The 14,662-nt window shown below is 39.9% G+C and carries 15 protein-coding genes; 3 read left to right on the forward strand and 12 right to left on the reverse strand.

All coding sequences use genetic code 11. The features are described 5' to 3' along the window. Window positions 1–59 precede the first annotated feature (59 nt). The 11 genes from BM386_RS00815 to BM386_RS00865 all read right to left on the reverse strand — a co-directional run bounded on the left by BM386_RS00815 (window position 60) and on the right by BM386_RS00865 (window position 9,112). Window positions 60–320 carry an acyl-CoA-binding protein gene (locus BM386_RS00815; RefSeq protein WP_091691169.1) on the reverse strand — a complete coding sequence of 87 codons (261 nt, stop codon included), beginning with the start codon at window positions 318–320 and terminating at the stop codon, window positions 60–62. Between the two features lie 136 nt (window positions 321–456). Beyond that, complete coding sequence (locus BM386_RS00820) at window positions 457–1,743, reverse strand: citrate synthase (RefSeq protein WP_091691170.1); 1,287 nt, start codon at window positions 1,741–1,743, stop codon at window positions 457–459. Window positions 1,744–1,984: 241 nt separating this feature from the next. Next, complete coding sequence (locus BM386_RS00825; RefSeq protein ID WP_091691171.1) at window positions 1,985–2,407, reverse strand: BrxA/BrxB family bacilliredoxin; 423 nt, start codon at window positions 2,405–2,407, stop codon at window positions 1,985–1,987. Window positions 2,408–2,433: 26 nt separating this feature from the next. Further along, window positions 2,434–2,790 (reverse strand): iron-sulfur cluster assembly protein, encoded by a 357-nt coding sequence (locus tag BM386_RS00830; protein ID WP_244545424.1) that lies wholly within the window; start codon window positions 2,788–2,790, stop codon window positions 2,434–2,436. Continuing rightward, window positions 2,783–3,214: a SufE family protein gene (locus tag BM386_RS00835; protein WP_091691172.1), complete on the reverse strand. Its 432-nt coding sequence runs from the start codon at window positions 3,212–3,214 to the stop codon at window positions 2,783–2,785. Before BM386_RS00835 ends, BM386_RS00830 begins: the two co-directional genes overlap by 8 nt. Further along, a complete protein-coding gene (locus tag BM386_RS00840) occupies window positions 3,211–4,434 on the reverse strand; it encodes a cysteine desulfurase (protein ID WP_091691173.1) in 1,224 nt (407 codons plus the stop codon). The genes BM386_RS00835 and BM386_RS00840 overlap by 4 nt, the downstream gene beginning before the upstream one ends. An 8-nt stretch (window positions 4,435–4,442) precedes the next feature. Then, on the reverse strand, window positions 4,443–5,711 hold the full coding sequence (gene sufD / locus BM386_RS00845) for a Fe-S cluster assembly protein SufD (protein ID WP_091691174.1): 1,269 nt from the start codon (window positions 5,709–5,711) through the stop codon (window positions 4,443–4,445). A 22-nt stretch (window positions 5,712–5,733) separates the two neighbouring features. After that, complete coding sequence (gene sufC, locus BM386_RS00850) at window positions 5,734–6,498, reverse strand: Fe-S cluster assembly ATPase SufC (RefSeq protein ID WP_091691175.1); 765 nt, start codon at window positions 6,496–6,498, stop codon at window positions 5,734–5,736. Window positions 6,499–6,539: 41 nt separating this feature from the next. After that, window positions 6,540–6,938, reverse strand: coding sequence for a four helix bundle protein (locus BM386_RS00855; protein ID WP_091691176.1), 399 nt, complete (start codon window positions 6,936–6,938; stop codon window positions 6,540–6,542). A 21-nt stretch (window positions 6,939–6,959) separates the two neighbouring features. Then, window positions 6,960–8,405, reverse strand: a complete 1,446-nt coding sequence (sufB, locus tag BM386_RS00860) for a Fe-S cluster assembly protein SufB (protein WP_091691177.1) — start codon at window positions 8,403–8,405, stop codon at window positions 6,960–6,962. 233 nt (window positions 8,406–8,638) lie between these two features. Beyond that, entirely contained in the window at window positions 8,639–9,112 is a 474-nt protein-coding gene (locus tag BM386_RS00865) for an Lrp/AsnC ligand binding domain-containing protein (RefSeq protein WP_057935770.1), read from the reverse strand. 352 nt (window positions 9,113–9,464) lie between these two features. Between BM386_RS00865 and BM386_RS00870 the strand changes: the two genes are divergently transcribed. The 3 genes from BM386_RS00870 to BM386_RS00880 all read left to right on the forward strand — a co-directional run bounded on the left by BM386_RS00870 (window position 9,465) and on the right by BM386_RS00880 (window position 13,725). Beyond that, window positions 9,465–10,016, forward strand: coding sequence for a hypothetical protein (locus BM386_RS00870; protein ID WP_211482867.1), 552 nt, complete (start codon window positions 9,465–9,467; stop codon window positions 10,014–10,016). A gap of 154 nt (window positions 10,017–10,170) precedes the next feature. Beyond that, window positions 10,171–12,999 (forward strand): S9 family peptidase, encoded by a 2,829-nt coding sequence (locus BM386_RS00875; protein ID WP_091691179.1) that lies wholly within the window; start codon window positions 10,171–10,173, stop codon window positions 12,997–12,999. Between the two features lie 156 nt (window positions 13,000–13,155). Then, the gene (locus tag BM386_RS00880) at window positions 13,156–13,725 is read left to right on the forward strand and encodes a hypothetical protein (RefSeq protein WP_091691180.1); all 570 of its coding nucleotides are present in this window, start codon (window positions 13,156–13,158) and stop codon (window positions 13,723–13,725) included. A gap of 84 nt (window positions 13,726–13,809) precedes the next feature. Here BM386_RS00880 and BM386_RS00885 read toward each other — a convergent pair whose 3' ends face one another. Further along, window positions 13,810–14,604, reverse strand: coding sequence for a thymidylate synthase (locus tag BM386_RS00885; RefSeq protein WP_091691181.1), 795 nt, complete (start codon window positions 14,602–14,604; stop codon window positions 13,810–13,812). Window positions 14,605–14,662 lie beyond the last annotated feature (58 nt).

Genomic DNA, 14,662 nt, shown 5'->3' on the forward strand with positions numbered 1-14,662 from the left:
TTGCTCGAGGATATCCTCTGATTTGATGAAAGCAAAAAGCCTGAGATCAGGCTTTTTGCTTATACATGTGTTTTTGATAGCTCTTCTACCAGTTTAATGTATTGGCTCTTCGCTTCTTCCTGGGATTTGCCTTTTAGATTTGCCCAAGCATTGTACTTTGCCGCTGCTTTAAAGTCAAATCCTCCTGGACGTTCACTTTCATTGTCCCCTTCAGTAGCTTGTTTATAGAGTCCATAAAGCTTTAGCAAGTCCTCGTTGCTTGGTTTTTCGGTAAATTTTTTGGTCAGGGCGACAGCTTCGTTAAATGTAGTTGGTGACATGATTAATAGTGTTGGTTTAGGGGTGTAAATTCAAATTTAATACCATAAAGACTTCTTGCCTCTTATACGCACAAAATAAAACAACCAGCTAAAAAACAGCTGGTTGCTTATACACTTTGGGGAAAATTATCTACGCTTATCGCTTATTCATAGATACGTAGTCACGCTCATTTTCTCCAGTATATACTTGTCTTGGACGACCGATTGGCTCGCCGTTTTCACGCATTTCTTTCCACTGAGCGATCCAGCCTGGCAATCTTCCCAATGCAAACATCACCGTGAACATATCTGTAGGGATACCTAGTGCTCTATAGATAATGCCTGAGTAGAAGTCAACATTAGGATAGAGTTGACGATCGATGAAGTACTGATCGTTAAGCGCTGCATGCTCAAGTTCTTTGGCGATATCCAGAACAGGGTCATTCACACCTAATTTCTCCAACACATCATCAGCTGCTTTCTTAATGATTTTCGCTCTTGGATCAAAGTTCTTGTAAACTCTGTGTCCAAAGCCCATCAATCTGAATGGATCATTTTTATCTTTTGCTTTGTCAAGATACTTCTTTGCATCTCCACCATCAGCTTTGATTGCTTCCAGCATCTCAATTACGGATTGGTTAGCACCACCATGAAGTGGTCCCCATAGGGCATTGATGCCTGCAGAAATAGAAGCATAAATGCTGGCCTGAGAAGAACCTACAATTCTTACGGTAGAAGTAGAACAGTTTTGCTCGTGATCAGCGTGAAGAATCAATAGTTTGTCTAATGCTGCCGATACTACAGGGTCAACATCGTATTTCTCAGCAGGAAGCGCAAACATCATTTTTAGGAAGTTGGAGCAATAATCCAATGAATTGTCCGGGTAATTTACCGGATGTCCCATTTCGTTTTTGTAAGCCCAAGCTGCGAAAGTTGGCATTTTGGCTATCAAACGAATGATGCTCATATTGATTTCCTCTTCGTTTCTATTTGGATTCAAAGAATCCGGATAGAAAGCAGTAAGTGCACAAATCAAAGAAGAAAGAACACCCATTGGGTGGGCATTGGAAGGGAAGCCCTCTAAGATCTTCTTGATATCTTCGTGAACCAAGGTATGATGCGTGATTTCTTTAGAGAAGTTTTCGTATTGAACTTGGGTAGGGAGTTCGCCATAGATCAACAGGTAAGAAACTTCTAGGAAAGTTGACTTTTCAGCCAAATCCTCGATTCTATATCCTCTGTAGCGAAGAATTCCTTCTTCTCCATCCAAAAAAGTAATGGCGCTTTTGGTAGCTCCGGTGTTTTTGTATCCTGGGTCTAGGGTGATAAGACCTGAGGATGCTCTAAGTTTTGCGATATCGATCGCTGATTCATTTTCTGTTCCGGTGATTACCGGGAATTCATAGTCTTGTCCTTTGAAAGAAAGCTTAGCTGATTCAGACATATAAGTATTATTTGGATTGCGGATGTTAAAAAACCTCGAATTAGGCTCGTAAGATAATAAAATCAGGTAGTTTTTTGATGGCAGAATGTGACCTATGCGTTATTATTCCTGTGAAAAGTGAATTAATTCATATGAAATTCTCCCATTTCTACATAAATCCTTAGAAATGCATAGAACTGACCTTAACTATTCGTAACTGATTTTTGACTTGGAATAAAAAAAAGCCCCTGAGGGCTAATTTTTATGCGCAGAAATGCTCGAAAACTTCCACCAAGTGGTCGCCGATCATTTTAGCATTTCTTCCTTCGATATGGTGACGCTCGATAAAGTGTACTAACTCTCCGTCTTTGAATAAAGCCATTGCTGGAGAAGAAGGAGGGTAAGGAAGACAAAGTTCTCTAAGTTTTTCTACCGCTTCTCTGTCGTTACCGGCAAAGACTGTAGCAAGAGTAGTAGGTTTTACTGTTGAGTTCTCAACAGCATAGGTTACTCCCGGTCTTGCAGCTCCTGCTGCGCAACCGCAAACTGAATTTACTACAACAAGGGTAGTGCCTTTATGGTCTGGACCAAGATGCGTTGCAACTTGCTCAGCTGTTCTGAACTCTTCAAATCCTACGCTGGAAAGTTCCGCTCTCATAGGAGCGATCAATTCTTCTGGATACATAATATTACTAGTTTTAAAATTCTTAATTAAAGGAAACCCAATTCAAGTTTTGCTGCTTCAGACATCATATCCTGAGAATATGGCGGATCAAAAGTCAATTCAATCTCCACATTGTTAATTCCCTGAATCTGTTGGATTTTATCCTTGATCTCCGAAGGAATAAATTCTGCTGAAGGGCAATTTGGAGAGGTCAAAGTCATCAAAACATAGACGTTATTTACAGGGTAAACGGTGATTTCATAGATCAAACCTAGGTCGTAAACGTCCACAGGAATTTCCGGATCATAGACCAATTTAATGGCTTGAATGACCTTTTCCTTCAAGTTTTCTACTTGTCCTACTGATGTTTCCGTTTTACTTTCTGTTGACATACTATCAGGCATTTTGCTTGGTTTGAATCGCCAAAGCGTAAAGTTTTATTTGCTTGATCATCGAGGCGAAACCGTTTGAACGCTGACTTCCGATGATAGAGCCCATTCCGATTCTCTCTACGAAATCAAGCTCCGCTTTAATAATCTCTTCCGGGCTGCGATAGTTCAAAACTCTCAATAAAAGTGAGATCAATCCTTTTGTAATATCTGTGTTGGAATCTGCTTGGAAATGAACCTTGCCGTCTTTTTCATCGGCGATCAACCATACTTTGGATTGACATCCTTTGATGGTGTTCTCCTCGATTCTTTCCTGATCAGGAAACTCCTCCAGGCTTCCACCCAGCTCCATGATGTAATAAATTGTGGATTCTTTGTCATCCCCTAAGATTTCAAATTCCGAAACTATCTCATCTTGAACTTCCTGAATACTGCTCATTTATTTTTTATTCGGGCGATTCGGCTTACACCTTCCGCCAGTTTTTCTATTTCTGATTTCGAATTATAAACCGAAAATGAAGCTCTTACAGTTCCTTCCAATCCCAATCTTTTCATCAAAGGCTGGGTGCAATGATGACCTGTACGTACCGCGATTCCATTCGCATCCAGCATCATTCCCACATCGTATGGATGCATTGCATTGATGTTAAAGGATAGGACACTTACTTTTTCGGCAGCTGTTCCAACTGGGAAAAAACCCTTGATCTGGGACAGTTGTTCGCTGGCGTATGAAAGTAATTCATCTTCGTGAGCTTTGATGGTCTCTTTTCCGATTTGGTTAATAAAGTCAATAGCAGCTTTGAAAGCGATTACATCTCCGATATTTGGCGTTCCTGCTTCGAATTTGAAAGGAATTTCATTGTAGGTAGTCTTTTCAAATGTCACTTCTTTGATCATCTCACCACCACCTTGGTACGGAGGCATGGATTCAAGTACTTCTCTTTTTCCATAAAGAACTCCAAGACCAGTAGGGCCATAAAGCTTATGTGCCGAAAAAGCCATAAAGTCGCAATCCAAGTCTTGCACATCAATAGTCAGGTGGCTTGTACTTTGAGCTCCATCCAGAAGTACTTTTGCTCCAACAGCATGTGCTGCAGCTATTACTTTTTTAACCGGATTAATGGTGCCAAGGGCATTGGACGCATGAACTATGCTGACCAATTTGGTTTTGGCTGAAAGCAATTTTTCGAATTCATCGAAAAGTATTTCTCCCGCATCGTTGATTGGGATTATCTTGAGAATCGCTCCTTTTTCCTCACATAGCATCTGCCATGGGACGATATTGGAGTGGTGCTCAAGGGTAGAAATGATGATTTCATCACCTTTTTCGATGAATTTCCTTCCAAAAGTTGAAGCTACCAAGTTGATGCTTTCGGTGGTTCCCTTTGTGAAAATCACCTCAGCAGACTCTCTTGCATTGATAAAGTGCTGGATTGTCTCCCTTGCTTCTTCGAAATATCTGGTAGCCCGATCCGCCAATGCATGCGCGCCCCGGTGAATATTCGAATTGTCTTTTTCGTAGTAATTAGTCAACGCATCCAGCACGGCTTGCGGCTTCTGCGTAGTAGCGGCATTGTCAAAATAAATCAAAGGCTTGCCATGCACTTCCTGATGGAGTACCGGAAACAAGCCTCTGATTTTTTCGATTTCAATTCCCATGTTGTGTATTAAAATTTGCTTCCTAAGCGCGTCTGCACCAGTTCTGTGCAGTATTCACGGAAGCTTTCGTCTGTGATATGATCCAACACTTCACCCGCAAAAGCGTAAAGCAACAAGCCTTTAGCCTGATCTTTTGCGATTCCTCTTGCCTGAAGGTAGAAGAGTGCTTCCTCGTCCAGCTGACCTGTGGTACAGCCGTGTGAACATTTTACATCATCTGCCCAGATTTCCAATTGAGGCTTGGTATTTACCACCGCATCTTCGGAAAGTAGGATGTTATTGTTTTGCTGGAAAGCATTGGTTTTTTGTGCATCTTGTCTTACGAAGATTTTTCCGTTGAAAACTCCTCTGGAACTATCTGCAAGAATGCCTTTATACAATTCGTTAGATTCCGCATGAGCCACGGTGTGATCCACATTAGTGTGGTTATCCACGTGTGTTTTGCCATTCAGCAAATACAAACCGTACATATTTCCTTCAGAATTGCTTCCTAGGATATTTAAGCTCAAATTATTTCTTACCATTTCTCCGGAAAGAGAAATAGTCACAGAAGAGAATCTTCCGTCTTTTAGGATATCTGTTTCCAGGTTGCTGACCTCAATGGCATTTTTGCCATCATTCTGCAACTTATAGTAACGAATTTGAGTGTTTACTCCACCTTTCACTTCTACAACTTTGTTTACAAAGTAGGATGCGTCACTAAGGTTCACGCTGTGATTGATGAAAGTCACTTCTGCAAAGTCACCAGCTTCGATCCATACTCTTGGCTGGATCACTTGACCGGTGTCAGCTTTAAAGAAGTTCAATAACAAAATCGGCTTTTGAACCTGAGCTTTTTTAGGAACGGAAATGAAAATTCCTCCTTCAAAAGAACTTTGATTCAACGCACAAAAGGGATCTTTTTCTGGCTTCGCAATACTTCCAAGCGCAGTGTCAGCTTTATCTGAAAGAGCAGCAACTTCTACTCCTTCGATAGTAGATGAAAGTGATGGCAGAAAATGTCCGTTGGCAAAAACCAATACGTCACCTGCATAACCTTCAAATACATTTGCTTTCACCTGCTCAGCAGTCACATCAAAAGCTCCAGCTGGAGCTAAGTTTTGAATGTTTTGCTCGATCTTTTTGGTGATCGCGGTGAACTTGTACTCTTCTGATTTATTGGTAGGGAATCCTTGGGCTTGGAAAGCTGTCTTTCCTGCTTCTCTGACTTGTTCAAAGCCAGTTCCAGCATTAGCCGATAATTCCACAAGTATATCTTGCTTGATAAGCGTACTCATGAGTGATGTTTTAGGATGAAAATCAAACGGTCGCCTTGGAATCTACTTCGTCTTTGATCCAGTCGTATCCTTTTTCTTCTAGCTCTAGTGCAAGCTCTTTAGTACCTGATTTCACAATTTGTCCTTTGTACAGTACATGTACAAAATCAGGGATAATGTAATCCAACAATCTCTGGTAGTGAGTCACTACGATCGTTGCATTGTCTTTTGATTTCAGCTGATTCACGCCGTTTGAAACGATACGAAGTGCATCGATATCCAAACCTGAATCAGTTTCATCCAAAATAGAGAGGGTAGGAGCCAACATGGCCATTTGGAAGATCTCGTTTCTTTTCTTTTCCCCACCAGAGAATCCTTCGTTCAAAGCTCTACTCAAAAGCTTCTGATCCATTTCCACAAGTTTCATTTTCTCTTTCATCAACGTAAGGAATTTCACCGCGTCAAGTGGATCTTCACCACGGTATTCTCTCACTTGATTTACTGCAGTTCTCAGGAAGTTAGTCGAGCTAACACCTGGGATTTCTACTGGGTATTGGAAGGCAAGAAATACACCTTCCCTTGCTCTATCTTCCGGTGAAAGGTCAAGTAGATCTTTTCCTTTGAAAGTCACTTCACCATCAGTTACTTCATATTCTTCTCTTCCTGCCAAAACTGAGGCAAGAGTAGATTTACCAGATCCGTTTGGTCCCATGATCGCATGTACTTCACCGGCATTTATTTCCAAATTGATACCTCTGAGGATGGGAGTTCCCTCGATAGAGGCGTGCAAATTCTTTATACTTAGCATAATCTTAAATTTGACATTTGATATTTGAAATTAGGGTGACCTTATTTTAAGCTTCTAAACTTGTTTCCCCTGATCTCACTGTCTTTTAAATATTTAATAAAGCCAGAAATTGATTTACTGATTTCTAGACTTTTTGTACTTGTTGCTTTAAGTGTTTCTTCGTTAATATAATTTCTGTCGAAAGCTCTGTAAAGTTGTGATCTCGACTCTCCAGCTGATGCTTTTGCAATACTTAGAAATTGGATAAATTCTTTATTTCCTTCTCGTTCATAGCCTTCAGCTATATTGTCCATTATAGAACCTGAAGAGGAGTTGATTTGATTTTTCAAAGTGAAGTCAATCTTAAAACCTTCCTTTTGAGTTAGTTCAAAGATTTCTTTGCAATATTCTCTCGCTTTTTTCCAGATGTCTAAATCTTCAAAGCGAGTGATGGTTGCCATAATTTCAAATCTCAAATCCCATTATCCAACCGATCCTTCCAGCGTCAATGCCAACAATTTCTGCGCTTCTACAGCAAATTCCATCGGCAATTGATTCAACACCTCTTTAGCATAGCCATTCACGATTAATGCGACTGCATCCTCTGTAGCAATACCTCTTTGGTTGCAGTAGAAAAGCTGATCTTCACCGATCTTTGAGGTAGTCGCTTCATGCTCCACCTTCGCAGTCGGGTTGTTGATATCTATGTATGGGAAAGTATGTGCTCCGCAGCGATCTCCCATCAATAAGGAATCACACTGAGAGAAGTTACGCGCATTGGTAGCACGTTTCATCACTTGAACCTGACCTCTGTATGAGTTTTGGGATTTTCCTGCGGAAATACCTTTGGAGACGATTCTTGACTTGGTGTTTTTACCAATGTGAATCATTTTCGTTCCCGTATCTGCTTGCTGGTAATTATTGGTTACCGCGACAGAATAGAACTCACCAATTGAATTGTCTCCTTTTAAAATACAAGAAGGATATTTCCAAGTCACTGCGGAACCTGTTTCTACCTGAGTCCAAGAGATTTTGGAGAAGTCACCAGCACAAATACCTCGTTTGGTAACGAAGTTATAAATACCGCCTTTCCCGTTTTTATCTCCAGGGAACCAGTTTTGAACTGTTGAGTATTTTACTTCAGCATGAGCTCCTGCATAGATTTCTACTACTGCAGCGTGCAACTGATTTTCATCACGTTGTGGTGCAGTACATCCTTCTAGGTAGGAAACGTAGGACTCATCTTCCGCCACGATCAGCGTTCTTTCGAATTGACCTGTGTTTGCCGCGTTGATTCGGAAATAGGTGGAAAGCTCCATCGGGCAACGAACGCCTTTTGGGATGTAGCAGAATGATCCGTCAGAAAATACGGCCGAATTCAGCGCCGCATAATAGTTGTCAGTCATAGGAACTACGGAACCCAAATATTTCTTCACCAACTCAGGATGTTCTTTTACAGCTTCGCTGAAAGAACAGAATACAATTCCAAGTTTGGACAGAGTACCCTTGAACGTAGTAGCTACAGAAACTGAGTCAAGCACTGCATCTACTGCTATACCCTGAAGTCTTTTCTGCTCATTCAAATTAATTCCTAAGCGCTTATAGATATCTAAAAGCTCAGGATCTACTTCATCAAGGTTTTTAGGCTTGCTGGATTGCTTAGGGGCAGAATAATATTTTAAAGACTGTAAATCAATTTTTGGGTAATGGACATTGGCCCATTTAGGCTCAGACATAGCCTCCCAAGTTTTGAACGCTTTCAATCTCCAATCAAGTAGCCACTGCGGCTCTTCTTTCTTGGCAGATATCCATCGAATGGTCTCTTCAGTTAATCCTACGGGAGCCTCATCGGCTTCATAGTTCACTGACCATCCGTGTTCGTATTCTTTTGATGTTAGTTCTTCTAAAATCTGATTGTCTTTGCTCATTGTTGCTGAGTTATTTAGACTAATTACATTTTAACGGCGAAGGTACAACATATAATGAAAATAATATGTTTTTGACCATTGGATAATTCTATCGAGTATATAGAAGTTCGATAGAAATCGCCCTTTTTGTCTATTCTATACCGTCTTTACAAAAAAAAAGTATTGATGGTTCAATACTTTTCATTTTAATACGGTATCGAATAAATCTTTATTTAGATTTAATCTTAATTGGCTTATTTCTCTTTATCGAAAAACTGTATTGGTCTATTGATGGATTCTTCCAACACGATCAACGTCTCTGTACGGTCTATACCTTCTACTTTCTGTATGTTGTCCAATACAAATCGTAAATGATTAGTGTCTCTACAGATAATCTTAGCGAAAATAGAGTAGTTCCCAGTCGTGTAGTAAGCACTTACTACTTCTGAAATTGTCTTAAGTTTTTCGATAACGGTATCATAAAGTGAACTCTTTTCAAGGTAGATTCCTAAAAATGCGGAGATATCATATCCTAATTTTGAGAAATCTATATTTAAAGTCGCACTTTTTACGATACCCATATCCTCAAGTTTTTTCATGCGTACATGAACAGTTCCCGAGGATACAAAGACTTTTTTCGCGATTTCAGTGTATGGAGTCTTCGCATCTTCATTGAGAAGAGAAATGATCTTCAAGTCTATGTTATCGATATCTAAAATTTTGTCCATTTTTATCGAGTGATTTTGGATGATTGTTAATGAATCTGCCTGTAAATTAGAGATTGTTCAAAATATAGCAAAATTTTTTTTTCAATTTGTAATTAAAAGCAAAATCCATTTACTTTGGACTCGATATAGATGTTCAATTGAATATTTTGTTCGTGGAGTAAAAAGTCAAATTAAAATTTGAGATCATTTGGATTTCCAAATTTTAGTTTAATTTCTTCTGAAACTTTTAATCTCTAAAGTTATATTTGGGTTTATATTCTGAAAAGGGTCTTGCTTCTGGCGAGACTTTTTTGTTTTCGGTCCGAAATTTATAATGCATAAAATTGTATTTGAAAAATTAATTACTGTATTTTTGCTTTCATACCTTTCTTCCATCAGTATGCGCTCTATACGGGTTTTTAGTAATTTAATCATTGTTCTTTTTCTCCTTACGCCTCTTGCTAGCAATGCATTAGTCGCACAGGTTTCCAATGGGTATTCTATCTCTGAAAATGATTTTGTGGAGTATAATAAGCTGAAATTGAGGAGTGTGGAAAGTGGTTCTAAAGCTGAAAAAAACTCTGATCCTTCTGAGTTGACTTTTTCCCCGCTTACAGCCGTGGAAACAAACATAGCGAACAACCTCAATTCTCACTGGGTTTGGTCAGAAAACACACTAGATATAATCGATAGTTTTTCTCCTTTTTTATTTCGAACCAAGAAATCCGCGACTGTTGACCAAGTTAAAATTTTAGTTGAGGTGAATTCTATAGGAAGACTGAGCGCATTTGAAGTAGTGGGTGATGTGGATAGGGGCTTAAAGGAGCGAATTGATTATGTCCTCAGAAAGCTGCCAGACTGCAAGCCTGTTCCCGGCTTTGATAAATATGGTTTGGAAACTTTTGAGTTAATCATCCAAAAATAATAAGCTGGTTCATCCGGCTTTTTTTTAAGCGGTTAGTGATTGGATCCTGTTCATTCTATTTTTGATGGCTTCCTGAAAACCATTTCTGTCAAGAGTTTGATGGAAATTAGTGTCATCAGGTTTTTCGCCAAGATTCTAACAGCTTCTATTTACTATGAAATTTCACAAATTTGGTATTGCCTTCGTGGCGATGCTCCTTGGAACCCAAGTTCTTTTTGCCCAACAAAAGAGGCCTCTGACTCATGCTGACTACGACGGATGGGAGAGATTGGCCTCAGAGAAAATCACCAAAGACGGGAAATGGGTTGGCTATCAGATTTCTCCCCAAGATGGAGACGGTAGGATTGAACTTTTTTCTTTCACAAATCCAGACCGCCGTCAAATCATCCCTAGAGGCTCTTCCTTTGATTTTTCGGCTGATGATCTTTTCGCTGTTGGTAAAATAGCTCCTGAAAAAGATTCTGTTTATGTGCTGAAACTGAAAAAGACCAAGAAGGAGGACATGCCTTCGGATAGCCTCTTTATATATAGTATGGCCGAGGGTAGGCTGGAAAAACTCCCACGGGTAAAGTCTTTTGCAATTCCAGAGAAAGCGGGTAGTTGGATAGCAGTTCACTACGAAAAGGAAAAGAAAGATAAATCTAAAGCCGATAAGGATTCTGAAGCTGACTCCACAGCCAAAGCAGAAAAACCTAAGAAGACAGACGGGACAAAACTTTCCGTGCGAAAACTGGATGGTTCTATTACCTATGATTTCGACAGAGTGAAGTCCTACAATTTTTCAAAAAATGGAGATTTTCTGTATTACGTTTTAGCTGAAGAAGACACCTTGGACAATGCAGCTATTTACCTATTGAATCTAAGTGACGGCCAAAGTGAATTGCTCTCAGAAGGCATGACTTCTTACACTGAAGTTACCTTTTCCCCAGCAGCAAAATATCTCGCCTACCTCACTACCTATGATTCAGCCAAAGCTGAAAAGCCCTATTATTCACTTTTTTTGACTGAAACTTCCAGCATTGATTTGGAGGAAATAGTCACTGGAGAATCTGAAGATTTATTGGCTAACAGCCGAATCAGTGAGAATGGTAATCTTACGTTTTCTGAAAATGAAGAGCGGCTGTTTTTTGGTGTGGCTCCTGATTATGTGGACTACTCCTATGCAAGTGATACAACCATCTTAGATGAGGATAGAGTCAGCCTGGATATTTGGGGCTGGCAGGATTCTGAAATTCAGCCCATGCAGTTGAAGAATAAGAACAGGGAAGAGAGATTTTCTTATTTGGCAACTATTGACCTGAAAACTGACAAAATCACCCAGCTCGCAGATTTGGATGTTAAAAATGTTATGTTGGAATCAAAAGTGGAGCGGGATTTTGGACTGGCTTGGACTGATGCGCCCTACCGCATTAATTACAGCTGGGATATTCAAATTGGCAGAGACCTGTATTTGGTTGATTTCAATGACGGTTCCAAAACGCTGATTGAGAAAAATGCTTCTGGTTTTCCTTCCATTTCCCCAGAAGGTAAATATGTGTATTGGTACGATGGACGCGACAGTAGCTGGGTGGCCTATGATGTAGCTCAAAAAGCTAAAATTAACCTTACAAAAGAGCTTCCGGTTGTTTTTTATGATGAGTTGCATGATTCACCTTCCTTGCCAGGAAGCAACGGCAGCGCTGGTTGGTTAGCTGGAGATGAAGCGTTTCTGGTTTATGATAGATTTGATATCTGGAAAATCGATCCTAAAAATCCAGCAAATGCAGTGAATTTGACGCAAGGTTCAGGTAGAAAATCCAATACAGTTTTCAGAAGACAGGATTTAGATCGTGAGGAAAGAAACATTGATCCAAAAAGCCAGTTGCTTCTGACAGCCTTCAATGAAAAAACCAAAGATTCAGGTTTTTTCCTGGGTTCCATTGATGGAAAAACTGCACCGAAGCAGTTGATAATGACCGCAAACCGTTACTCAGGATTGACTAAAGCAAAGGAAAGCTCTGAGGTTTTCTTGAACAAGTCCACCTACCAAGAGAATCCAGACCTGTATTTGGGAGACCTTACTTTTAAAAACCTCAAAAAGGTCTCTAACCTGAATCCTCAGCAAGCAAACGTGAATTGGGGATCTGTGGAGTTGGTCGATTACCTTTCCAGTGATGGAGACTCTCTACAAGGTTTGCTCTTCAAGCCGGAGAATTTTGATGTCTCCAAAAAATATCCTCTGATGGTTTATTTCTACGAGCGTAACAGTGATGGTTTGCATAATTACAGAGCTCCGGCACCAAGTGCTTCCACGATCAATATTCCATATTTCGTGAGTAACGATTACTTAGTCTTTGTTCCGGATATCAAATACAAACTAGGCCTGCCAGGTCCTAGTGCATATAACTGCATCATTCCGGGAGTTCAATCCCTAGTGGCCAAAGGATACGTGGATTCAGCTAATATGGCAATTCAGGGACAGAGTTGGGGTGGCTATCAAGTTGCTTATTTGATTACCCAAACCAATATGTTCAAAGCTGCTGGAGCTGGAGCTCCGGTAGTAAATATGACTTCTGCCTATGGAGGAATCCGATGGGGAACAGGAATGAGCCGCATGTTCCAATACGAGCAAACTCAATCTAGAATAGGAGGGACGCTTTGGGAAAAGCCGGTTTATTATTTAGAGAATTCACCGCTCTTCTTTATGGATCGTGTCAAAACCCCGGTTTTGATTATGCACAATGACGAAGATGGTTCAGTGCCGTGGTATCAGGGAATCGAAATGTTTATGGCATTGAAGCGATTGAATCAGCCAGCCTGGCTGCTGCAGTACAATGGAGAGGATCATAATTTGGTACAGCGCAAAAACCGAAAAGATCTTTCCGTTCGCTTGAGTCAATTCTTTGATCATTACCTGAAAGGAGCCCCGGCGCCGCTATGGATGAGCGAAGGATTGCCAGCTGTTCAAAAAGGGAAGACGTTGAAATATGAGTTAGTGCAGTAATTGATTTTCTTTCTTAATGCCCTTTATATTCTTTAAAGGGCATTTTTTTTACTTTCATTTACAAACTCATATCTTTTTAGTACTAGATAATTGTGTTTTGAAGTATAAAAAATGTATTTTCACCTATATTTTTAGCTTTTCAATCACGTTTACACTATGATTAACAAAATTCGTCGTGCCCTTACTGGGTACAAAGTCAGTAAAATATCAAAAAATGGGTTAGAGATTAAAACTTCTTACAAAGGGAAATTTCCTTCATCCGATCCTTTAGCAGCTCTAAAGGATGTGAAATTGAAACTTGATAAATCTCCAATTCAACTTTCAGTGAATTCAAATATGGCCGTTTGTTGGGAGGAAAAGATAAAGGTTTTGGATGGCACCCTGCCAACTTATTCTGCTAAATTCAAAGTAGGTAAAAATCAGTATAGAATCTCTAGGTTTGTAGCTAAGCAAAATAAATCTCCCTTGAGCCTTTATACCTTCAGCAATAACGGTAAAATCTTTGCTCTTTTCACCAGAATATATGATTATGGCGAGCAATTTAAGGAAATTGAAAATTGTCTTATTTCAAATGGAAGTATAGAACAATCAGCTTCGAATAGAAGCATGCTATACATAACGAATGTTCAGCATTCTGCTCTCCTTGATGTTTTTGGGCATTCCCAATCCTTTTTCTGGAATGACAGGGACGAATTAGAAAAATGCTTGGATGTGATAAAATTGTAAACACAGAAAAAAAATCATCATAAAAAGAGCCCAGAATCTATTTAAGTTTTGGGCTCTTTTTATGCTTTTTAGGTTTTACAATAATCAAACCGCCACCGCTGCCTTAATGTGTGGATGCGGATCGTAGTTGACCAACTCAAAATCCTCGTATTTAAACTCAAAAATATCTTTTACCTCAGGATTGATTTTCATCGTGGGTAATTCTCTGATCTCTCGACTCAGTTGCAATTCAGCCTGCTCCAAGTGGTTGGAATATAAATGCGCATCCCCAAAGGTGTGAATGAAGTCACCTGCTTCTAAACCACAAACCTGAGCTACCATCATGGTAAACAACGCATAAGAAGCAATATTGAATGGAACGCCTAGGAAAACATCCGCACTTCGCTGGTAAAGCTGGCAACTCAATTTACCTTCTGCCACATAAAACTGGAAGATCGTATGACAAGGCGGCAAAGCCATATTGTCCACATCTGCCACATTCCAGGCACTAACGATATGCCTGCGACTATCCGGTTTGGTCTTGATCTGATGAATCAGATTCTTGATTTGATCGATTTCCCCGCCTTTACCATCTGGCCAGTGTCTCCATTGATAGCCATACACAGGACCCAAATCTCCATTCTCATCTGCCCACTCATTCCAAATGGAAACCTTATTGTCGTTGAGATATTTGATATTTGAGTCACCTTTCAGAAACCAAAGTAATTCTATGATAATCGAGCGCAGGTGTAGTTTTTTGGTAGTGACTACCGGAAAACCCTTTGATAAATCAAATCGCATCTGATGACCGAAAATACTACGGGTTCCAGTTCCTGTTCTATCTCCTTTTACAGCTCCTTCATCAAGGATTTTGCGCATCAAATCGTGGTATTGCTTCATCTTTTAAGTTTGATTTTCAAGTTTCGGCAAGTTAAGCAGTTCAGGTAATAAATGGAAT

It is taken from the genome of Algoriphagus locisalis, from assembly GCF_900116615.1.
Lineage (GTDB): Bacteria > Bacteroidota > Bacteroidia > Cytophagales > Cyclobacteriaceae > Algoriphagus > Algoriphagus locisalis.